At 67.0% G+C, this 19,605-nt stretch carries 22 protein-coding genes; 10 read left to right on the top strand and 12 right to left on the bottom strand.

Annotation, left to right across the window (positions count from 1 at the left end):
* The first annotated feature begins 193 nt into the window (after positions 1–193).
* Positions 194–1,618, top strand: coding sequence for an Nramp family divalent metal transporter (locus EAH76_RS06585; RefSeq protein WP_140849337.1), 1,425 nt, complete (start codon positions 194–196; stop codon positions 1,616–1,618).
* Between the two features lie 308 nt (positions 1,619–1,926).
* Here EAH76_RS06585 and EAH76_RS06580 read toward each other — a convergent pair whose 3' ends face one another.
* From EAH76_RS06580 to EAH76_RS06530, 11 genes are all read right to left on the bottom strand, one after another.
* Positions 1,927–2,928 carry an NADPH:quinone oxidoreductase family protein gene (locus tag EAH76_RS06580; protein WP_140849335.1) on the bottom strand — a complete coding sequence of 334 codons (1,002 nt, stop codon included), beginning with the start codon at positions 2,926–2,928 and terminating at the stop codon, positions 1,927–1,929.
* Positions 2,891–3,520 (bottom strand): 3-isopropylmalate dehydratase small subunit, encoded by a 630-nt coding sequence (leuD, locus tag EAH76_RS06575; protein WP_140849333.1) that lies wholly within the window; start codon positions 3,518–3,520, stop codon positions 2,891–2,893. The genes EAH76_RS06580 and leuD overlap by 38 nt, the downstream gene beginning before the upstream one ends.
* A 130-nt stretch (positions 3,521–3,650) precedes the next feature.
* On the bottom strand, positions 3,651–5,087 hold the full coding sequence (leuC, locus tag EAH76_RS06570) for a 3-isopropylmalate dehydratase large subunit (protein ID WP_140849331.1): 1,437 nt from the start codon (positions 5,085–5,087) through the stop codon (positions 3,651–3,653).
* Positions 5,088–5,213: 126 nt separating this feature from the next.
* Positions 5,214–5,693 (bottom strand): AidA/PixA family protein, encoded by a 480-nt coding sequence (locus EAH76_RS06565; RefSeq protein WP_140849329.1) that lies wholly within the window; start codon positions 5,691–5,693, stop codon positions 5,214–5,216.
* A gap of 52 nt (positions 5,694–5,745) precedes the next feature.
* The gene (locus EAH76_RS06560) at positions 5,746–6,147 is read right to left on the bottom strand and encodes a hypothetical protein (RefSeq protein WP_140849327.1); all 402 of its coding nucleotides are present in this window, start codon (positions 6,145–6,147) and stop codon (positions 5,746–5,748) included.
* Between the two features lie 202 nt (positions 6,148–6,349).
* Positions 6,350–7,237, bottom strand: a complete 888-nt coding sequence (locus EAH76_RS06555; RefSeq protein ID WP_194150945.1) for an alpha/beta hydrolase — start codon at positions 7,235–7,237, stop codon at positions 6,350–6,352.
* On the bottom strand, positions 7,234–7,917 hold the full coding sequence (locus EAH76_RS06550; protein WP_140849325.1) for a glutathione S-transferase: 684 nt from the start codon (positions 7,915–7,917) through the stop codon (positions 7,234–7,236). Before EAH76_RS06550 ends, EAH76_RS06555 begins: the two co-directional genes overlap by 4 nt.
* A 4-nt stretch (positions 7,918–7,921) precedes the next feature.
* Positions 7,922–8,557, bottom strand: a complete 636-nt coding sequence (locus EAH76_RS06545) for a 3-oxoacid CoA-transferase subunit B (RefSeq protein WP_140849323.1) — start codon at positions 8,555–8,557, stop codon at positions 7,922–7,924.
* Between the two features lies 1 nt (position 8,558).
* Positions 8,559–9,341 (bottom strand): HAD family acid phosphatase, encoded by a 783-nt coding sequence (locus EAH76_RS06540; protein WP_241659587.1) that lies wholly within the window; start codon positions 9,339–9,341, stop codon positions 8,559–8,561.
* Positions 9,342–9,635: 294 nt separating this feature from the next.
* Positions 9,636–10,337 (bottom strand): CoA transferase subunit A, encoded by a 702-nt coding sequence (locus tag EAH76_RS06535; RefSeq protein ID WP_140849321.1) that lies wholly within the window; start codon positions 10,335–10,337, stop codon positions 9,636–9,638.
* 51 nt (positions 10,338–10,388) lie between these two features.
* Positions 10,389–11,303 carry an SMP-30/gluconolactonase/LRE family protein gene (locus tag EAH76_RS06530; RefSeq protein WP_140849319.1) on the bottom strand — a complete coding sequence of 305 codons (915 nt, stop codon included), beginning with the start codon at positions 11,301–11,303 and terminating at the stop codon, positions 10,389–10,391.
* Between the two features lie 116 nt (positions 11,304–11,419).
* Here EAH76_RS06530 and EAH76_RS06525 point away from each other — a divergent pair, with 116 nt between their 5' ends.
* The 7 genes from EAH76_RS06525 to EAH76_RS06495 all read left to right on the top strand — a co-directional run bounded on the left by EAH76_RS06525 (position 11,420) and on the right by EAH76_RS06495 (position 17,350).
* Positions 11,420–11,788: a BlaI/MecI/CopY family transcriptional regulator gene (locus EAH76_RS06525; RefSeq protein ID WP_140849317.1), complete on the top strand. Its 369-nt coding sequence runs from the start codon at positions 11,420–11,422 to the stop codon at positions 11,786–11,788.
* Positions 11,785–13,500, top strand: coding sequence for a M56 family metallopeptidase (locus EAH76_RS06520; protein WP_140849315.1), 1,716 nt, complete (start codon positions 11,785–11,787; stop codon positions 13,498–13,500). The genes EAH76_RS06525 and EAH76_RS06520 overlap by 4 nt, the downstream gene beginning before the upstream one ends.
* Positions 13,501–13,566: 66 nt before the next feature.
* Positions 13,567–14,436 (top strand): MBL fold metallo-hydrolase, encoded by an 870-nt coding sequence (locus EAH76_RS06515; protein ID WP_140849313.1) that lies wholly within the window; start codon positions 13,567–13,569, stop codon positions 14,434–14,436.
* Entirely contained in the window at positions 14,433–15,116 is a 684-nt protein-coding gene (locus EAH76_RS06510; RefSeq protein ID WP_140849311.1) for a DUF4230 domain-containing protein, read from the top strand. Before EAH76_RS06515 ends, EAH76_RS06510 begins: the two co-directional genes overlap by 4 nt.
* 105 nt (positions 15,117–15,221) lie before the next feature.
* On the top strand, positions 15,222–15,995 hold the full coding sequence (locus EAH76_RS06505; RefSeq protein ID WP_241659586.1) for a hypothetical protein: 774 nt from the start codon (positions 15,222–15,224) through the stop codon (positions 15,993–15,995).
* A 51-nt stretch (positions 15,996–16,046) separates the two neighbouring features.
* Positions 16,047–17,057 carry a quinolinate synthase NadA gene (gene nadA, locus EAH76_RS06500; RefSeq protein WP_140849309.1) on the top strand — a complete coding sequence of 337 codons (1,011 nt, stop codon included), beginning with the start codon at positions 16,047–16,049 and terminating at the stop codon, positions 17,055–17,057.
* Between the two features lie 44 nt (positions 17,058–17,101).
* Entirely contained in the window at positions 17,102–17,350 is a 249-nt protein-coding gene (locus EAH76_RS06495; RefSeq protein WP_140849307.1) for a DUF6894 family protein, read from the top strand.
* 21 nt (positions 17,351–17,371) lie between these two features.
* Here the strand turns inward: EAH76_RS06495 and EAH76_RS06490 are convergent, their stop codons facing one another.
* Positions 17,372–18,097, bottom strand: coding sequence for a Crp/Fnr family transcriptional regulator (locus EAH76_RS06490; RefSeq protein ID WP_140849305.1), 726 nt, complete (start codon positions 18,095–18,097; stop codon positions 17,372–17,374).
* 246 nt (positions 18,098–18,343) lie between these two features.
* On the opposite strand from EAH76_RS06490, the gene EAH76_RS06485 reads away from it, so the two are divergent.
* Positions 18,344–18,604, top strand: a complete 261-nt coding sequence (locus tag EAH76_RS06485) for a DUF6894 family protein (protein ID WP_140849303.1) — start codon at positions 18,344–18,346, stop codon at positions 18,602–18,604.
* Positions 18,605–18,677: 73 nt separating this feature from the next.
* Positions 18,678–19,526, top strand: coding sequence for a carboxylating nicotinate-nucleotide diphosphorylase (nadC, locus tag EAH76_RS06480; protein ID WP_140849301.1), 849 nt, complete (start codon positions 18,678–18,680; stop codon positions 19,524–19,526).
* Positions 19,527–19,605 lie beyond the last annotated feature (79 nt).

Genomic DNA, 19,605 nt, shown 5'->3' with positions numbered 1-19,605 from the left:
TCCCCTTGGGCCTGTCGAAATAGCCTGTCCGAGATAAGCGTGCCGCAGGACTTGCGCAACGCCCGCAGGCGCCGCGCCCGACGAAAGCACTTTTGTCGTGACTGAAACGCTTGCTTGGGCGGCGCTGGAACGGCACGGAACAGGGGAGACGCGACCGACCGCCGGTTGGTCAACGCCGGGGTTTTGACCATCGATGGCCACTTTGCCTGAACGATCGCCGCAGCACGATTTGGCGCCTTCGCTGCCTGAGGCGCATCGTACGCTCAAGGTGTGGGCGACGGGCGACGCGCGGCGCGCGGGCTGGCGGCAGTGGCTGGGGTTTGCCGGGCCGGGGTTCCTGGTGTCGGTCGGCTATATGGATCCGGGCAATTGGGGGACCGATCTCGCGGGGGGGAGCCAGTTCGGCTATGCCCTGTTGTGGGTCATCCTCGCGTCGAACCTGATGGCGATCTTCCTGCAGATCCTTTGCGCGCGGCTCGGCATCGTCACCGGGCGCGACCTCGCGCAGTCGTGCCGTGAGTATTATCCGCGGCCGGTAGCGGTGGCTCTGTGGCTGCTCTGCGAGATCGCGATCATCGCCTGCGATCTGGCCGAGGTGGTCGGGTCGGCGGTGGCGCTCAATTTGCTGCTGGGGCTGCCGTTGGTGTGGGGCGTGCTCGTTACCGGTCTCGACGTGCTGTTGCTGCTGCTGCTGATCAATCTGGGGTTCCGCAAGATCGAGGCGGTGGTGATGGTGCTGATCGCGACGATCGCGGCGTGCTTTGCCTATACGATCGTGCTCGCCAAGCCCGACTGGAGCGCGGTCGCGCTGGGGGCGGTCACGCCGGCGATCCCCAATACCGCGGCGTTGCTGGTCGCGCTCGGCATCCTCGGGGCGACGGTCATGCCGCATAATCTCTATCTGCACAGCTCGATCGTCCAGACGCGGGCGTTCGGTCGCAGCGAGCGCGACGTCAAGGCGGCCTTGTGGTTCAATACGGTCGATACCGTGCTTGCGCTGGGGGCGGCGTTCTTCGTCAATGCGGCGATCCTGGTGCTGGCGGCGGCGGTATTCTGGCGCTCGGGGATCGTCGTTGATGATTTGCGGCAGGCGTTCGAGTTGCTGCGGCCGGCCTTGGGCGGCGTGGCGGCGACGGCGTTTGCGCTGGCGTTGCTCGCTTCGGGGCAGTCGAGCACGATTACCGGGACGCTTGCCGGGCAGATCGTGATGGAGGGGTTCCTTCGCATCCGCATCGCGCCGTGGATCCGCCGGCTGGTGACGCGCGGGATCGCGATCGTGCCGGCGCTGGTGGTGATCTCGGCGACCGGCGGCAAGGATACCGTCGCGCTGCTGGTGGTGTCGCAGGTCGTGCTGTCGATGCAGCTGCCGTTCGCGATCTTCCCGCTGATGATGGTGACGAGCAGCCGTGCGCGGATGGGGGACTATGCCAATCCGCTATGGGTGAAGGTCGTTGGGTACGCGATCTGCAGCGTGATCGCGGCGCTCAACGTCTATCTGCTGTGGGAGACGATCGGGCCGGTTTGGGTTGGGGTGATGGCAGCGGTGGTGGTGGTGTTCGCGGGCTATGTTTGGGTGTCTGAGCGACGGGTGGCGGCGGGGCGCGTCGCCAGTTCGTAAGCCGCTTTCGCGTCTTCGCGTCTTCGCGTCTTCGCGTGGAAAAGAAGGTTGGTTCACGCGAAGGCGCGAAGACACGAAGAGCAACCTCTCTGCGTCCTCAGCGCCTCTGCGCGCAAAAAAGAAGATTGGTTCGCGCAGAGGCGCGGAGGACGCGGAGCAGAAGAAGAGAGAACTACAGGGCTTGGGGCCGGCACTCCATCCGTCGTCACCCCGGGCTTGTCCCGGGGTCCACCGTGCCGCGCGCGCTGCCGACGAAGCGCATGCGGCCCGGTGGACCCCGGCACGAGGCCGGGGTGACGGACGGCGCCTCAGTCGGCGACCTTGACCACCAGTTTCCCGATCGCGCCGCGGGCGGCCATCTTGGCGATCGCCTTGCCGCCATCTTCGAACGCGAAGGTTTCGGTGACGCGGGGGGCGATCTTGCCGTCCTTCCACAGCTGGAAGAGGCGCGCGATGTGCGCGGCGTTCGCCTTGGGGTCGCGCGCGGCGAAGGCGCCCCAGAAGACGCCGCAGACGTCGCAACTCTTGAGCAGCGTCAGGTTGAGCGGGAGCTTAGGGATGCCCGCGGGGAAGCCGACGACGAGGTAGCGGCCTTCCCAGCCGATCGAGCGCAATGCGGGCTCGGCATAGTCGCCGCCGACCGGATCGTAGATCACGTCGTATCCGGCCTTGCCGCCGAGCGCCTTGAACTGTTCGGCGAGCGCCTTGGACTGGTCCTTGTCGAACGGCGCGCGGGCGTAGATCAGCGTCTCGTCGGCGCCTGCCTCGCGCGCGGCCTGCGCCTTTTCCTCGGACGACACCGCCGCGACGACGCGCGCGCCGAACGCCTTGCCGAGTTCGATCGCCGCCAAACCGACGCCACCCGCCGCGCCGAGCACCAGCAGGCTCTGCCCCTCGACGAGATGCCCGCGGTCGAGCAGGGCATGGATGGTGGTGGCATAGGTGAGCAGCAGCGCCGCGCCCTCGGCAAAATCGCGCTCGGGCGGGAGCGGGTAGAGCGAGCCGGCGGGCACCGCGACCTTCTCGACGAGCCCGCCATGCCCGGTCATGCCGATCACGCGGTCGCCGACGTTCCAGCCGGTGACGCCTTCGCCGATGCTCTCGATCACGCCGGCGATCTCGCCGCCCGGCGCGAACGGGCGCTGCGGCTTGAATTGATATTTATCCTCGATGATCAGCACGTCGGGATAGTTGATCGCGCACGCCTTGACCGCGACCACGACCTGGCCCGCAGCCGCGACCGGATCGGGCAGCTCGTCGAGAACTAGAGTTTCAGGTCCGCCCGCCGCTTTCGACAGAAGTGCTCGCATGTGCCCGGTCTCCGCTCATCCACGGCCGGTGTTCTTTTACCCCGGCTTCGTATTTCGAAATCTGGGTATCTCTTGCCAGTGTCAGACCGATCTCGTCCAGCCCTTCCATCAGGCACTGGCGACGAAACGCGTCGAGTTCGAAGCCGAAGCGATCCTGATAGGGGGTGGTGACGGTCATCGTCTCGAGATCGACGGTGATCGGCTGGTCCTGCGCGACCTCGATCAAGCGGTCGATCGCGTCCTGCGGCAGCACGACCGCGACGATCCCGTTCTTGAAGGCGTTGCCCGAGAAGATGTCGGAAAAGCTCGGCGCGAGCACGACGCGGATGCCCATGTCGGCAAGCGCCCAGGCGGCATGCTCGCGGCTCGACCCGCAGCCGAAATTATCGCCAGCGATCAGCATCGGCGAGCCAGCGTAACGCGGATCGTCGAAGATGTTGCCGGGGACCGCGCGCACCGTTTCGAACGCACCCTTGCCGAGCCCCTCGCGGGTGATCGTCTTGAGCCAATGCGCGGGGATGATGACGTCGGTGTCGACGTTCTTCTGCCCCCACGGATAGGCCTTGCCCGAAACGTGCGTCACCGGCTGCATCGGTTAGCGCTTGGTCGGGGCCGACGGCGTGCCGACGGGGTTGGTCTTGGCGGCGGCGACATAGGCGGCCATCCCGCTGAAAATGGTGCCCATCACGAGCAGAACCAGAACGCGCTTCATACTATGCCCCTCAAGAATTCGTAACCAGGTTACGAACATCGCTCAATCGCCCGGTGACCGCGGCTGCGGCCGCCATTGCCGGCGAAACCAGATGCGTTCGCGCACCCGGTCCCTGGCGTCCTACGAAATTGCGGTTGGAAGTGGAAGCGCAGCGTTGCCCCGGCGGCACCTTGTCGGGGTTCATCGCCAGGCACATCGAGCAACCCGGCTCGCGCCATTCGAACCCGGCGCTGATGAAGATGTGGTCGAGCCCCTCGGCTTCGGCCTGTGCCTTGACCAGCCCCGAGCCCGGCACGACGAGCGCAGTGACGCCATCGGCGACGTGGCGGCCGTCGGCGACCTTGGCGGCGGCGCGGAGATCCTCGATGCGGCTGTTGGTACAGCTGCCGATGAAGACGTAATCGACGCCGACGTCCTGCATCGCGGTGCCCGCGGTGAGGCCCATATAGGCGAGCGACTTGCGCGCGGCGTCGCGCTTGGCGGGATCGGCGAAGCTGTCGGGATCGGGGACGACGCCGGTGATCGGCACGACGTCCTCAGGGCTGGTGCCCCAGGTCAGCAGCGGGGCGATCTCGGCGGCGTCGATCGTGACGACGGCGTCGTAGACCGCGCCGGGATCGCTCGGCAGCGTGCGCCAATAGGCGACGGCTTCGTCCCAATCGGCGCCCTTGGGGGCCATCGGGCGGCCCTTCAAATAGGCGAAGGTCGTCTCGTCGGGCGCGACGAGGCCGGCACGCGCGCCGGCCTCGATCGACATGTTGGCGATCGTCAGGCGGCCCTCGATCGACATCTCGCGGATCGTCGAGCCGGTATATTCGAGGACGTAGCCCGTCCCGCCGGCGGCGCCGAGCTTGCCGATGATCGCCAGCGCGACGTCCTTGGCCGACACGCCGAAACCGAGCGTGCCGTCGACGCGGACTTCCATCGTCTTCGACCGGCCGAGCAGCAGCGTCTGCGTCGCGAGCACATGCTCGACCTCGCTGGTGCCGATGCCGAACGCCAGCGCGCCGAGTGCACCGTGCGCCGAGGTGTGGCTGTCGCCGCAGACGAGCGTGGTGCCCGGCAGCGTGAAGCCCTGTTCGGGGCCGACGACATGGACGATACCCTGCGCGGGGGCGAGCGCATCGATATAGTCGATGCCGAAATCGGCGGTGTTGCGCGTCAGTGCGTCGAGCTGCGCCGCGCTTTCGGGATCGGCGATCGGCAGCGGGCGGCCCGCCGCATCGCGGCGCGCGGTGGTCGGGAGGTTATGATCGGGGACCGCGAGCGTGAGGTCGGGGCGACGCACGGCGCGGCCGTTGGCGCGGAGACCGGAAAAGGCCTGCGGGCTGGTCACTTCGTGGACGAGGTGACGGTCGATATAGATCAGGCAGGTGCCGTCGTCGCGTTGCTCGACGACATGGTCGGCCCAGATTTTTTCGTACAAGGTACGGGGTTGGTTAGCCATAAGGCGGCCGCCCTAGCCGAAAGATGCGCCGAGGCAAAGCTTTGGATGCCGGATGTTGCGCTGTCGGGGAGATGCCGTGTCGACGGGGAGCTGCGCGCGCCGTTCGGCACGCGCAGCCGTCACCCCTCACTTCGCAGTGATGAAGGGGTCCCAATTGATGTAATAGGAGATCGGCCGCAGCTGACCGACCGTCACCTTGATCTGGATCTGATAGGTCTGGCTGCCGGCGTTGATCGCCTGGCCGATCCAATAGGCGCCGGCCGGCTCTCCGTTGATCGGGGGCTGCTGTTGCGGATAGCCCTGCGAGCCGAACACCGAGCCCTGCGACACGGTAAAGCCCGTAATGATCACGGTGTCACCGCTATTGGTGTCGATCGGCACGGTGTTGAAGCCGATCAGCGAGCCGACCGGCACGACGGTGGACAATTCCAGCGTGCCTTCGCCGGTGCTGCCATAGGACACCTGATTGTCCATCATGTAGATGCCGTTCGAGATGTTCTGCCCGCCCTTGGAGGCGACATAGGCGGTATCGACCGCGATCGTGATCGACGCCTGGGGCTGGAGCAGCGCCGCCTGGAGCACCACGAGGTTGGATGCGTTCATCATCTTGATGATTCCTTTGCGATTTCGAGTGGGTTCGAGCGGAGGAGTGCAGCGATCACTGCACCACCAGGCTCGGCGAGAAGTTGACCGTGATCCCCGCGCTGCCCGGCTGCTTCTGGACATTGAAGGTGATCTGGTAGCTCGACTGCCCGGTCTGCTGGACCTGCCCGACATAGGCGCCGGTGCCATCGTTCTGCGGCTGGCCACCGGCGCCGAACACGGCGGCGTTGCCGATCGCGGTGATCGCCGGCACCACGGTGCTGGTCGGATCGATATTGTAGACGTTCCATTGGATCGTCGTACCGTTGGTCACGTGCGTCGCCAGGCTGGTCGAGCCTTCGCCCGTGCTGCCCTGGCCGACCCGATTGTCGACCGCGTAGACGCCTTTCGTCGAACCGTTCTGGATCGCGTTGATGTCGACCCAGACCTGAATGAATACCGTTGCCGAGCTTGCCACTGCACTCTCCTTCGATTGAAAATCGGGGAACGCGACACGTGGCGGCGATGGGTTTGACGGTCCTGCAGCAGCCACGCGCCGTCTGTACAGGCCTTGCGCGACGGTGCGCGCAGGGTTGGATCCGAAACGAGGGTTATGGGCGCCGGGCGGGTGACTGCGCCAGTGGAGGGCGCCGCCAATCGCTCCGAAATGGAGCCGATCGTCAGCGCGCGGGCATCGCCGCGTCGAGGAAGGCGACGCTGTCGGCGAGCACCGGGGCCTTGCCGCGGAACGGCACCGACAGCGCCATCGCGACATTTTCGTGGGTGATGCCGGGATAATTGCGCAGTTCGACCGTGCCGCCGTGCGCCTTGAGCGCTGCCGCGAGATGGATCGCATTGCGCGGGCGGACTTCTGTGTCTTCGGTCGAGGTGACGAGCAGCATCGGCGCGGCGTCACCGCGCGCGAAGTGGATCGGCTGCGTCATCAGCGGGTCTTTCGCGCCCTGCATCGCATCGATCGAGCGCTTCTTGTCGAACGGGTAGAAATCGTACGGGCCCGACAGGCCGACCGCGGCCTTGATGATCTTGGGGTCGACGTGCTCGGCCGCGAGCCAGCGCGGGTCGAGCGTCAGCATCGCGACGGTATAGGCGCCCGCCGAATGGCCCGCGACGCCGATCCTCGTGGGGTCACCGCCAAATTCAGCGATGTGGTCGCGCGTCCATTTCACCGCCTGCGCGCCGTCATGCAGCATTGCGGGGAAGCGGATCTGCGGGACCTTGCGGTAATCGGGCACCACGACGACGAAGCCGTTTCGCGCAAAGGCGCGTGCGGCGAAGGCATAGCCCTGGCGCGTGCCCGCTACCCAGCCGCCGCCATACCAGAAGATCAGCACCGGGCGCTTGGTCACCGGTCCGGCGGGGCGCCACACGTCGAGCGTCTGGCCTTCGCTGCCGAAGGGGATCGCGGTGCCGGGGCGTTCGGTGCCCGTGCTGCCGCCCATCGCAGCGTCGAGCAAGCTGAGCTGTCCCGGTGGCGAGACGAGCGCGTAGATCAATCCACCGGCGATGACGACCAGCAGCGCGACTACCGCCAGGACCCAGCGGATCATGCGCGATAGTCGGCGGTGATCGTGCCTGCTGCGGCGAGTTCGGCCTCATGCGCCGCCTCGCGCCAGCTTTCGGCGAGCGCGGCGCTTTCCCATTCCTGTGCCGCCGGATGATCGAGTAGCCGCGCGACCCACGCCGCGCCGGCGGCGCCGACATCGAGGCCATAGGTGCGCACGCGGAAGGCGACCGGCGCGAAGAAGGCATCGACCGCGGTGAATGCCGGACCGGCGAGCCACGGGCCGCCGAAGCGGTCGAGACCCTCGGCCCACAGTTCGGCGAGCCGCGCGATCTCGCGCGCGAGCGCCGGGGTCGGGGCGGGGGGGCTCACCCGGACGCCGACGTTCATAGTATAGGCATTGCGCACCGCGTCGAAGCCGCCGTGCATTTCGGCGGTGGCACACTGTGCCCAAGCGCGCGCCGCTGCGTCCTCGGGCCAGATTCCGGGGTGGCGTTCGGCGAGATACAGCACGATCCCGAGCGAATCCCACACGGTGCGGTCGCCGTCGAGCAGCACGGGGACCTGGCCGGTCGGCGAGAAGGCGCGGAAGGCGTCGTAATTGACGGCTTGGGTGAAGGGCTCGAGCCGATCCTCGAACGGAATATCGAGCGCGCGCAGCAGCAGCCAAGGCCGCAGCGACCAGCTCGAATAATTCCGGTTCGCGGTGATCAGCGTGTAGCCCATCGCCTTACACCAGATAGTGCGCGGTGGTCTTGCCGGCGATCTCGTCGGCGGTAACCCCCGGCGCCATTTCGATCAGCTTGAACGGCGACTGATGGTCGGGCCGCTGGAACACCGCGAGATCGGTGATGACCATGTCGACGACGTTCTTGCCGGTCAGCGGCAGCGTGCAGGCGGGAATGAACTTGGGGTCGCCGTTCTTCGAGCTGTGCTCCATCACGACGATGATCTTCTTGACGCCGGCGACGAGATCCATCGCGCCGCCCATGCCCTTGATCATCTTGCCGGGGATCATCCAGTTGGCGATGTCGCCATTCTCGGCGACTTCCATCGCGCCGAGCACGGTTAGGTCGATATGCCCGCCGCGGATCATCGCGAAGCTCTGGTCCGAACCGAAATAGGCCGATTGCGGGAGCTCGCTGATCGTCTGCTTGCCGGCGTTGATGAGGTCGGCATCCTCCTCGCCCGCGAGCGGGAAGGGGCCGATGCCGAGCATGCCGTTCTCGGACTGGAGCGTGACGGTGACGCCCTCGGGGATGTGGTTGGCGACGAGCGTCGGGATGCCGATGCCGAGGTTGACGTAGAAACCGTCCTGCAATTCGCGCGCGGCGCGGGCTGCCATTTCGTCACGAGTCCAGGCCATCTTATTTCTCTCCAGAATTTGTGGGCGTCCAGCGCTTGTCGGCGGGGAAGACCTGGTCGATCCCCCCTTTGAGTGCGGTGCCGTAAACGGGGTTGGGCAGGACGAACCAGAAGCGGCCCCAATATCCGTGGATCGCGGGCGACGACACCGCGGCGCGGCGCTGCTGCGGGGTGCCGGTGAACAGGTCGGAGAAATCGCCGAGCTGGTCGCCGCCCATCGCGACGACGCAATAGCGCGCGGCGATCGCCTGGCGGCGGGTGTCCTTGCCCGAGCCGCTGCCGAGATCGCCCTTGAGCCACAGCGTTTGGCCGTGTTTGGCGACGCCGAGGCCAGCATGGGCGATCGCCTGCTCGGTGAAGGTGGCGGTCGCGGCGGAGCGGTTGGTGTTGAAGACGACGGTCACGCCCATCTCACGCAATGCGTTGACCGCGGCGATCGCGCCGGGGACGGCTTGGACCTGATCGACGCCGGTTTGTTCCCATTGCTGCCAGCGGGCGTCGTCGTAGCGGAGGCCGGGATGGGTGGCGTCGTCATATTCGAAGCCGAGATTGAGGACGAGCGTCTCGTCCATGTCGAACACCACCGCGCGCGGGCGGTCGCCGCAGGGGAGCGTGGCGGGCTGGTCGAGCGTCGTGCCGGGTTGCAGGACCGCGGAGGTGCGATCGGTCATCGCCTTGGGATCGGCCTTTTCGCTCGCGATGCGGCGGCGGACGGCGTCGACCAGGACGTTGTAGGCCTGGTGATCGAGGGCTGCGGCTTCGCCTGAGCCGTAGAGGAATTGCATGCCGGGGGGGGATTGTGGGGGTGGATGCCACGGGCGGTGGCGGCGCTGGCATGGCGGCAGGCGCCGTAGCGCATCCCGACAGCAGCAGCGCGAGCGCACCCAAGATCCCCCTCCCGCTTGCGAGTTTCAGGTCGGTCGGTCCCCCGGACCGACCTGAACGATGCGGGGCATCGTTCACCTGAAACTGGGCTAGGGGAGGGGCGTGCCGGTCCAGCGCCGCGTGTGGTTCAGGCCCTCCCCCAGCCCCTCCCGCGAGCGGGAGGGGAGCAAGAAGAGGGGCGGTCGATGCTAGGCTCACGCCGCCTCGCGCACGGTGCGGAATTCGATGCGCTTGTCGTACGGGCTGCCGACGATCAGCCGCTTCACGTAGATTCCCGGCAGATGGATGCAGTCGGGATCGAGCGAGCCGACCGGCACGATCTCCTCGACCTCGGCGACGCAGATCTTGCCCGCGGTCGCCATCGGCGCGTTGAAGTTGCGCGCGGTCTTGCGGAAGATGAGGTTGCCGCTCTCGTCGGCCTTCCAGCCCTTGATGATCGACAGGTCGGCGCGGATGCCGCGCTCTAGGATGAACTCCTCGCCGTCGAACACCTTCACTTCCTTGCCCTCGGCAACGAGCGTGCCGACGCCGGTCTTGGTGTAGAAACCGGGGATCCCGGCGCCACCGGCGCGGCAGCGCTCGGCGAGCGTGCCCTGCGGGCAGAATTCGACCTCGAGCTCGCCGCTCAGATATTGCCGTTCGAATTCCTTGTTCTCGCCGACGTACGAGCTGATCATCTTCTTGACCTGGCGCGTGCGGAGCAGCTTGCCGAGGCCTTCGCCGTCGATACCGGCATTGTTGCTGGCGATCGTCAGATCCTTGGTGCCGGCGTCGCGGATCGCGTCGATCAGCCGGTCGGGGATGCCGCACAGGCCGAACCCGCCGGCGCAGATCGTCATGCCATCATGGAGCAACCCGTCGAGCGCTGCTGCCGCATCGGGATAGAGTTTCTTCATGATGCATCGACTCCTTGTTTTGGGAGGCGATAGGCGGCGCAGGGGCGGCGATCAATATGCCAGGCGCAAACCCGGACGCGGCCATTCCATGCTGACGAGCTGTCCGGTGCCCGACAGCGTGATGTACGCCGTGCGCATATCGGGCCCGCCCCAGCAGATGTTGGTCGTGAACGGATCGGGCGTGGCCACGAAATCGACGAGCTCGCCAGTCGGAGCGATCACTGAAATCCCGCTCTCGCCGATCGTCGCGACGCAGATGTTGCCGCATTCCTCGACGCCGAGCGAATCGAAGAATTTGTAGCCGGCGGGGCGGTAGAGCGGGATGCCCGGACCGCCGAGGCCGGCGGTGAGATCGACTTCGCCCGGCGCGGTGATGTCGAACGCCATCAGCCGGCAGGTATAGGTCTCGGCCGCGTAGAGCCGCTTGCCGTCGGGCGAGAGGCCGATGCCGTTGGGGTTCTCGCTCGGGAAGATGACCTCGGCGAGGTGGCGGCCATCGGCGTGCGAGTAGAAGATGCCGGTGACGTCGCGCTCGCGGTCGCGGGTCTTGCCGTGATCGGTGAACCAGAAGCCGCCGGCATCGTCGAACACGATGTCGTTCGGGCCGCGCAATGTGCAGTGGAAGTCGCCGTCCTTGTAGAGCACCTCGACTTCGCCGGTGTCGATGTCGATCCGTTCGATCCTGCCGCCCGAATAATCGGCGGGCTGGCCGTGCGGGACGAGCAGGCCGCTCGGGGTTTCGACGTACTGGAAGCCGCCATTGTTGCAGCAATAGAGCTTGCCGTCGGGGCCGATCGCGAGGCCATTGGGGCCGCCGCCGGGTTCGGCCACCGTCGTCTTCGTGCCGTCGGGATGGACGCGCGTGATGCGGCCGGCTTCGATCTCGACCAGGATGACGCTGCCATCGGGCATCGCCACGGGGCCTTCGGGAAAGCGCAGCCCGGTCGCCAGGGTGGTGAAGGTCATCGATCCGCTCCTGTTTTTTCGGGCAGCCTATTCCTCCTGCAGGGGCGAGCAAGCGGGCACTTGACTACACGCGTAAACGATACGATTACATCCGTAGTCATTACGGAGAGCGACTCGTGGCCGAACGCATCAGCGATGCCGAACATGCAGTGATGGAAGTGTTGTGGGACGAGAGTCCGCTCACCGCGCAAGACGTGGCCGAGCGTATTCCCGATACGCGCGACTGGAGTGCCAACACCGTCAAGACCTTGCTTGGCCGTCTGCTCGCCAAGAGCATCATTGCGCATGAAGCCGAGGGACGGCGCTATCTGTATCGTCCGCTGGTGAAGCGGGAAGACTATGTCGCCGGCGAATCGCGCAAATTGATGGACCGCCTGTTCGGTGGCAGGTTGAGCCCGCTGGTCGCGCATCTCGCCGACCGCGACGCGCTCACCGCGCAGGATATCGCCGAGATCGAAGCACTGCTCAAGGAACTCAAGGCATGACCGACTGGATCTCGCCAAGCTGGCTGATCGAAGCGCTGGTCGCTTCGAGCGTGTTGATGGTCGCGGTGCTGCTGTTGCGGCGTCCGGTGCGCAAGGCGTTCGGGGCGGACGTGGCGTATGCGCTATGGCTGCTGCCGGTGCTGCGGCTCGCATTGCCGCCGCTGCCGAGCGCGTGGCACGAAGCGGCCGTCGCGCCGATGCTGCGCGTGAGCGAGCAGGTCGGCGTGCTGCTGACCGACCCCTCTGCCGACAGCGTCGTCGCCTCGGGCCCGATCACGGTGTGGATCGCCCCGGCGCTTGCGATGCTGTGGATCGGCGGGGCGGCGGCGTTTCTTGTCTGGCATACGGTGTCGCATCACCGTTTCTGCCGGCGGCTGCTCGACGCGGCGGGGCCGCACGACGCGCAAGGTGGCGTCCGCGTGATCGAGACGAGCGCCGCGAGCGGTCCGCTCGCCTTCGGGGTCCTGCGCCGCTACGTCGCCTTCCCACGCGATTTCGCCGAGCGGTTCGAGGCCGAGGAGCGCGATCTCGCGCTGGCGCATGAGCTCGGCCATCATGCGCGCGGCGATCTGCTTGCCAATTGGGTCGCGTTGGTCGTGCTCGCCTTGCACTGGTTCAACCCGATCGCCTGGCGCGCCTTCCGCGCGTTCCGCGCCGACCAGGAAATCGCCAACGACGCGCGCGTGCTCGCCGGCATGAACCCGATGCGCCGCCACACCTATGCCTGCGCGATCCTCAAGGCCGCGCATCCGAGCTTCATGGGCGGCACCGTTGCCGCGACCTGCCACCTCCACACGATCGACGACCTCAAAGGGAGACTCCGGATGTTGACCACCAACAAGACTTCGCGCGGTCGGTTGATCGCGGGGGCGGGGATGCTTGCCCTGCTCGGTGCAGGCGGGCTCGGGCTGACCGCATCGGGAACGGCTGCCGCCGCCAAGGTGCGCAGCACTGTCGAGGACGCGACCGGGATGGATCTCGCCGCGCTCGACCAGGCTGTCGCCGCGCCGCCTGCGCCGGCCGTCGCGCCTGCAGCCCCGGCAGTCCCCGTCGCGCCGTCGCGCCTGGCGCGGGTCCGCGCGCCTGCCGAGGCGGCAGACGTCGCCGGACCCGATTTGCCGCCAGCACCCGAGCCGCCGCTGCCGCCATCGGGCATCGCCGATGCGGTTCCGCCCGCACCGCCCGCACCACCCGTTCCCGTCGCAGGCGCGCGCGGCACGGGCATGACGACGACGATGGTCACGGTGACCAAGGATGGTAAGCGCATCGTCCGCTACGGGCGGTACGTGAAGCTCAACCGCGACGGCACTTCGACATTGGTCGGCGAGATCGGGCAGATGCCGCAGATGCCCCGGATGCCCGCCATGCCCGCCATGCCCGCCATGCCGCCGATGCCGCAGATTTCCTCGCGCAATTGCGGTCCGCGTGGGACCGACGGGCGGATGGTGATCAAGGAGCGGACGGCCGGCCAGCAGCGGATCATCATCTGCAGCGATCGGATCGCCGCCGCGAAGGCGCGGGGTATCGCGATGGCCGCGAACAGCAAGGACATGCAGCGCAACGCCTATGCGCATGCGCTCGATGGCCTGCGCCGGTCGCGCGCGAACGTCATGGCGGCAGCGGCGATGACCGCCGAACAGCGAGCGCGCGCGCTGGCCGGAATCGATACCGCGATCGCCGAACTCGAATCGGATGTCGCGCACGCTCAGTAACTCCCGGCAGCACGCACCACGGGTCGCGCCCTTGCCTTCGTCGGCGCGACCCGCCATCTCGGTCAGATGAGCGAGCAACTTCCCGGCGTGCCCGAGCAGCTCGAGCCCCTCGTCGCCCGCCTGCTCGCGCCCAATCCGTCGCCCTTCACGCATACGGGCACGCAGGTCCATCTGGTCGGGACGACCGATCTCGCGGTGATCGATCCGGGCCCCGACGACCCCGCGCATATCGACGCGATCGTCCGCGCGATCGACGGGCGGCCGGTGCGGGCGATCGTCATCACCCACACGCACCGCGACCACAGCCCCGGATCGCGCCCACTCGCCGCCGCGACCGGCGCGCCGATCGTCGGTTGTGCGCCGCTTGCGCTCGATGACGCCGGGATCCGCGCCGATGCCTCGTTCGACCGGGACTATGCGCCCGACCGCGTGCTCGCCGAGGGCGACAGCGTGAGCGGGGCGGGCTGGACGCTGACCGCGCTTGCGACGCCGGGCCATACCTCGAACCACATCGCCTTCGTGTTGCCGCAAGCACAGGACGGCGCGGGGGCCTTGTTCAGCGGCGATCATGTGATGGGCTGGTCGACCAGCATCGTCTCGCCGCCCGACGGCAACATGACCGCCTATATGGCGAGCCTCGAAAAGCTGCTGCCGCGGACCGAGCGGCGCTATTACCCCGCGCATGGCGACCCGATCGAGACCCCGCAGCGGCTGGTGCGCGGGATGCTCGGGCATCGCAAGCAGCGCGAGGGGCAGATTCTGCGGACCTTGCGCGCGGCCCCCGCGACGATCGGCGAGATGGTCTCGCGCATGTATGTCGGGATCGACCCGCGGCTGTTCCCGGCGGCCGAGCGATCAGTGCTGGCGCATCTGATCGACCTGCGCGACCGCGCGCGGGTCGCCGAGCAGGGTGGATTGTGGAGCGTTACGGCATGAGTTTCGTCGCCAAATTCGCCGCTGCGCTGGCGCTGATCGCCCTGTTCATCCTCGGGCTGGTGTGGGGGATCGGCGCGCTGGTCGAGCATAAGCTCGCCGGGCCCGATCCGGTTACCATCGCGAGCGGGTCGCTCGAGGGGTTGCGCGAGCAGAACCGGCTGTCGGCGTTCGCCGCGCGCTTCGTCGCGGTGTCGACCTCGACGCAATCGCAATTCGGGCTGCAGGCGAAGAAGACGCTGATCATGCCGGGCCTGGTCGAATATCATGTCGACATGGGCAAGCTCAGCGCGCGCGACGTGACGTGGGATGCGAAGACGCGGACGCTCGGCGTCGTGCTTCCGCCGGTCGAGGCGTCGGCGCCGCAGATCGACCTGACGCAGATCCGCGAATATGGCGAGGGCGGCATCCTCTCGACGATCACCGATGCCGATGCCAAGCTCGAACAGGCCAATCGCGCGGCGGGACAGCGCGAACTGGTGCGGCAGGCGCACGAGCCGGTGCCGATGCGGCTCGCGCGCGATGCGACGCGCCGCGCGGTCGAGCGCAGCTTCGCGCTGCCGCTGCGCGCCGCGGGGCTCGACGCGAGCGTCAAGGTGCGCTTCGCCGACGAAGCCCGTGACAACAGCGAAGTGTGGGATACGACCAAGTCGATCGCCGAGGTCTTGGCCAATCGGTCCTAATCTAGTTTAGGTAGATCCGCAGGATCGCGGCGGGACTCACCGTGTCTTGCTTCGAAAACTGTGTTAATATCCGCCCCGACGAGTCGGTTTCATCGGGGGATGAGCATGGCAACTATCGCGCCGCCGCAGACGATCGCGCGAAGCGACGATCGTTTCTTTCTGATCATGTCCTATGTGATGGCGCTGGTCGTCTTTACCGGCTTTTCCGTCGCGCTCGCGATGGGACGGTCGAGCTTTGCCGCGCCGCCGATCGTGCATGCGCATGCGCTCGTCTTCATGGGGTGGGTGGTGCTGTACGTCGCGCAGAACACGCTGGTCGCGCGCGGGTCGATTGCGCTGCACCGACGGCTCGGCTGGATCGCGGCGGGCTGGGTGGTCGCGATGGTGGTGCTCGGCACGCTTGTCACGATGCGACTGGCGCAGCTCGGCCGTGTGCCGCCCGTTTTCCCGCCGGTCCAGTTTCTCGTGTTCGATCCGGTGCTCGTCCTGACCTTCGCCGGACTGACCTCCGCTGCAATCGCGCTGCGGCGATCGACGCAGTGGCATCGCCGGCTGCATTATTGCGGCATGGCGCTGTTGCTCGGTCCTGCGCTCGGCCGCCTGCTGCCGCTGCCGCTGCTCATTCCCTATGCCTATGAGGCCGATTTTCTGGCGGTCCTGGTCTTCCCGCTGATCGGCATCGTCGCCGATATCCGTCGCTCGGGTACGGTCCATCCGGCATGGTGGTGGGGGCTCGGGGCGATCGTCGGGTCGACGGTTCTGGTCGAGCTGATCACCTTCAGTCCGCTCGGCGCGGCGTTCTATGCGGCGGTCGTCGCTGGAACACCGGGCGCGGCGGTCTCGGGCTATGCTTTCCCGCCATTCCCGGGAATGCCTTGATCCAGCGCGCGCGTGCGTCCATCTGACGGCCTCCACGACGAGGAACTGACTATGGACGCGCGCAACGGGATCGGCGGAAGCCTGACGGGAGTGGACCTGCGCGCCGAGATCGACCGGCTGCGGACCGAACGCAACGCCGTCATCCTCGCGCATTATTACCAGAAGCCCGAAATCCAGGATCTCGCGGATTTCGTCGGCGACAGCCTCGATCTGTCGAAAAAGGCCGCGGCGACCGATGCCGATGTCATCGCGTTCTGTGGCGTGCGCTTCATGGCCGAGACCGCCAAGATCCTCAGCCCCGACAAGATCGTCGTGCTGCCCGACATGGATGCTGGCTGCTCGCTCGAGGACAGCTGCCCGCCCGACAAGTTCGCGGCGTTCCGCGCGGCGCATCCCGATCATATCGCGCTGACCTATATCAACTGCTCGACCGAGGTTAAGGCGCTCAGCGACGTCATCGTGACGAGCTCGTCGGCCGAGAAGATCCTCAGCCAGATCCCGCTCGACCAGAAGATCATCTTCGGCCCCGACAAGAATCTCGGCGGCTATCTCGCGCGCAAGACGGGGCGCGAGATGCTGCTGTGGCCGGGCGTGTGCATCGTCCACGAGGCGTTCAGCGAGACCGAGCTGCTCAAGCTCCAGCTGCAATATCCCGGCGCGCCGATCGCCGCGCATCCCGAGTGCCCGCCGTACATCCTCGACCATGCCGATTATGTCGGCTCGACGAGCGGCATCCTCGCGTTCGCCGACACGATGCCCGGCGACACGCTGATCGTCGCGACCGAGCCGCACATCATCCACCAGATGCAGAAGGCCGCGCCGCTCAAGAACTTCATCGGTGCGCCGGGGGCGGACGGAAACTGCAACTGCAACATCTGCCCGTACATGGCGCTCAACACGATGGAGAAGCTCTACGTCGCGCTGCGCGACCTGACGCCGCGCGTCGAGATCGAGGAAGGCCTGCGGCTGCGCGCCAAGAAGAGCCTCGATGCGATGCTGGCGATGGCGAGCGGCACGGTGGGGATGGGCGATCTCGGCCCGCTGCGCGTCAGCGGCGACTGATTGAGTTTATGGCAGCATCCGCGCGGCCATGCGAGACCATGGGGATGCCACGCTATTTCTTCCATGTCCTGAACCAGACCTCCCACGTTCACGATGAGGTCGGCGCGGAGCTGAGTTCGATCGCCGTCGCACGGTCTCGGGCATCGGATGCGGCAGGGGAAATCCTGACGTCGGACCTGCGCGACGGCAAGACCGACATCGTCTTCGACGTCCAGGTCGAGGATGACCGTGGCGCGCGCGTTCTGACGGTCCATGTCGTCGGGACGGTCGAGACGGGTGCGCCCACGCGCTAAGGCGCGGGCGCGGGCGCGGGGTTACGGCTTGAGGTGCAGATAGCGCGGGTTGAAGTCGCTCGCGTCACGCAGCGCATCCCAGTCGAGGATCGCGATCTGACGCCGGTCGCGCGAGATGAAGCCGCGCTGCGTCAGCGCACGCAGCACGCGGTTGACATGCACCGGGGTGAGCCCGACCGCGTCGCCGACCTGCTCCTGCGTCATCGGCAGGTCGTAAAGCCGGTCTTTCGCGCCCGTCGCGATTTCGAGCCTGACCGCAAGCTCGCACAGCAGATGCCCGACGCGACTGTGCGCATCGCGGCGCCCGACATTGACGATCCATTCGCGGAAGATCGACGCGCTGATCAGCACTTCGCTCCATAAGGCCGCACCGATTGCGGGCCGTGTCAGCGCGAGCGTGCGCAAGGCGGCCGAATCGATCTCGGCGACGCTGGCGCGCGTCAGCGCCTGCACGTTATGGTCGGTTTCGTTGAGGAAGAGGTGCTGCAGGTCGATGAAATCGCCGGGTATTTCGACCGAGACGATCTGCCGCGCGCCGTCGCTCGTCAATTTCTGGCGGTAGCAAAAGCCTGACAGCAGGACGGCGCAGCGCGTGCGCTGCGTCCCTTCGCGGACCAGATAGCTCGACGGTTCGACCTGACGTTGCGTGTAGGAGAGCGCGCGGATCGCGCTGCGGTCGTCCTCCAACAGGATCGAGCGGGATTCCATGCGAGTGATGATCGCTTCGAGGATTGGATCGAAAGGCATTGGCGCTCCGCTGGGGCGGGGTGTAAGCAGATCACAGTCGCCTAGGACTGTGTAGCTGCGTGCGGAGTGGGGCGCTTTAGCGTGGATCGTTCCGGCTGAGCTTATCAAATATCAATAATTTGAGTATCGTGCGCAGTTTCCGATAGGGCGCGCAAGCGGGCGGTGGTATGCCGTGGCCAACGCTGACGCAACGATCAGCGGCGTCTGGGGACGTGTATTTGTCCCTGTCTTACTCGAGGAGCGTACATGCCTCGGTGGTATTTCCATCTCTATCAAGCCGGCGATCTCTTGATCGATCCCGAAGGCGTCGAGCTTGCCGATCTCGCCGGCGTGCGCGCCCGTGCCCTCGCGGTGGCGCGCGACCTGATCGCAGCCGATGCAGCGAGCGGGGTGCTGTATCTCGATACACGGCTCTCGATTGTCGACGATCGCGGCGTCGCAGTGCTCGACGTCGCGTTCAGCGACGCGGTCGCCTTCATCTCCGGCCCCGGAACATCCGATGGATAGCGGCGGGGGTTCTGGCATGATCGCCCCTGCGCCCCTATAGCGGCGCGCTTTCCCCCTGCTGCCGGAGGCCGCCATGCGCTTCACCCTCGATCGCTTCGATCTCGATGCCTTTGTCGCTGCCACGCTCGCCGAGGATCTCGGCCCCGGCGGCGACATCACCTCAGCGGCGGTGATCCCCGCCGATGCGCGCTTCACCGGGGTGATGGACAGCCGCGACGCGATCGTGGTGGCGGGCTTGCCGATCGCCGAGGCGTTCTTTCGCGCGCTCGATCCTGCGATCGGGATTGAGCGGCTGGTCGAGGAGGGCGACCGCGTGGCCGCCGGGACCGCGCTGCTGCGGCTTGAGGGGCTGGCGCGCGCTTTGCTCACCGCCGAGCGCTCGGCGCTCAACACGGTGCAGCATCTGTCGGGGATCGCGACGATGACGCGCGGCTATGTCGATGCGATCGCGGGGACCGGGGCCACCTTGCTCGACACGCGCAAGACGATCCCGGGACTGCGTGCGCTCGAGAAATATGCGACGCGGATGGGCGGGGCGACCAACCACCGGATGGGGCTGTGGGACGCTGCGATGATCAAGGACAACCACGTCGCGGTGGCCGGCGGGGTCGGGCCGGCGGTGGCGCGCGCCGTTGCCGCCGGGATCGAACGGATCATCGTCGAGGTCGATGCGATCGCGCAGATCGAGCCCGCGCTCGCGGCGGGCGCGACGCATCTGCTGCTCGACAATATGGCGCCGCCGATGCTGCGCGAGGCGGTGACGCTGGTCGCCGGTCGTATGCCGACCGAGGCATCTGGCGGGGTGCGGCTCGACACGATCCGCGCGATCGCCGAGACGGGGGTGACCTATGTCAGCGTCGGGCGGCTGACGCAGTCGGCGCCGGCCGCCGATATCGGGCTCGATTTCACGACGATCGGATGAGGCATTGCGCGCGGATTTAGCCGCGCTAATCTGGTGCGTAAGCGCTTCAAAAGCGGGCGGACTCGTGGCGCATCGTGCC

It is taken from the genome of Sphingomonas glacialis (assembly GCF_006439055.1).
GTDB classification, from domain to species: domain Bacteria; phylum Pseudomonadota; class Alphaproteobacteria; order Sphingomonadales; family Sphingomonadaceae; genus Sphingomonas; species Sphingomonas glacialis_A.
Note: the sequence above shows the minus strand (reverse complement) of the source record. Positions and strands in the feature narration are given on the sequence as shown.

Excerpts from the sequence above, each read along its gene's own strand:
- leuD (WP_140849333.1), bottom strand. The coding sequence starts at position 3,520 with ATGCAGCCGGTGACGCACGTTTCGGGCAAGGCCTATCCGTGGGGGCAG.
- EAH76_RS06490 (WP_140849305.1), bottom strand. The coding sequence starts at position 18,097 with ATGCCTTTCGATCCAATCCTCGAAGCGATCATCACTCGCATGGAATCC.
- EAH76_RS06505 (WP_241659586.1), top strand. The coding sequence starts at position 15,222 with ATGGCAACTATCGCGCCGCCGCAGACGATCGCGCGAAGCGACGATCGT.
- EAH76_RS06545 (WP_140849323.1), bottom strand. The coding sequence starts at position 8,557 with ATGGCCTGGACTCGTGACGAAATGGCAGCCCGCGCCGCGCGCGAATTG.
- EAH76_RS06550 (WP_140849325.1), bottom strand. The coding sequence starts at position 7,917 with ATGGGCTACACGCTGATCACCGCGAACCGGAATTATTCGAGCTGGTCG.
- EAH76_RS06555 (WP_194150945.1), bottom strand. The coding sequence starts at position 7,237 with ATGATCCGCTGGGTCCTGGCGGTAGTCGCGCTGCTGGTCGTCATCGCC.
- EAH76_RS06535 (WP_140849321.1), bottom strand. The coding sequence starts at position 10,337 with ATGAAGAAACTCTATCCCGATGCGGCAGCAGCGCTCGACGGGTTGCTC.
- EAH76_RS06565 (WP_140849329.1), bottom strand. The coding sequence starts at position 5,693 with ATGATGAACGCATCCAACCTCGTGGTGCTCCAGGCGGCGCTGCTCCAG.
- EAH76_RS06585 (WP_140849337.1), top strand. The coding sequence starts at position 194 with ATGGCCACTTTGCCTGAACGATCGCCGCAGCACGATTTGGCGCCTTCG.
- EAH76_RS06580 (WP_140849335.1), bottom strand. The coding sequence starts at position 2,928 with ATGCGAGCACTTCTGTCGAAAGCGGCGGGCGGACCTGAAACTCTAGTT.
- EAH76_RS06485 (WP_140849303.1), top strand. The coding sequence starts at position 18,344 with ATGCCTCGGTGGTATTTCCATCTCTATCAAGCCGGCGATCTCTTGATC.
- EAH76_RS06530 (WP_140849319.1), bottom strand. The coding sequence starts at position 11,303 with ATGACCTTCACCACCCTGGCGACCGGGCTGCGCTTTCCCGAAGGCCCC.
- nadC (WP_140849301.1), top strand. The coding sequence starts at position 18,678 with ATGCGCTTCACCCTCGATCGCTTCGATCTCGATGCCTTTGTCGCTGCC.
- nadA (WP_140849309.1), top strand. The coding sequence starts at position 16,047 with ATGGACGCGCGCAACGGGATCGGCGGAAGCCTGACGGGAGTGGACCTG.
- EAH76_RS06520 (WP_140849315.1), top strand. The coding sequence starts at position 11,785 with ATGACCGACTGGATCTCGCCAAGCTGGCTGATCGAAGCGCTGGTCGCT.
- EAH76_RS06510 (WP_140849311.1), top strand. The coding sequence starts at position 14,433 with ATGAGTTTCGTCGCCAAATTCGCCGCTGCGCTGGCGCTGATCGCCCTG.
- leuC (WP_140849331.1), bottom strand. The coding sequence starts at position 5,087 with ATGGCTAACCAACCCCGTACCTTGTACGAAAAAATCTGGGCCGACCAT.
- EAH76_RS06495 (WP_140849307.1), top strand. The coding sequence starts at position 17,102 with ATGCCACGCTATTTCTTCCATGTCCTGAACCAGACCTCCCACGTTCAC.
- EAH76_RS06515 (WP_140849313.1), top strand. The coding sequence starts at position 13,567 with ATGAGCGAGCAACTTCCCGGCGTGCCCGAGCAGCTCGAGCCCCTCGTC.
- EAH76_RS06540 (WP_241659587.1), bottom strand. The coding sequence starts at position 9,341 with ATGCAATTCCTCTACGGCTCAGGCGAAGCCGCAGCCCTCGATCACCAG.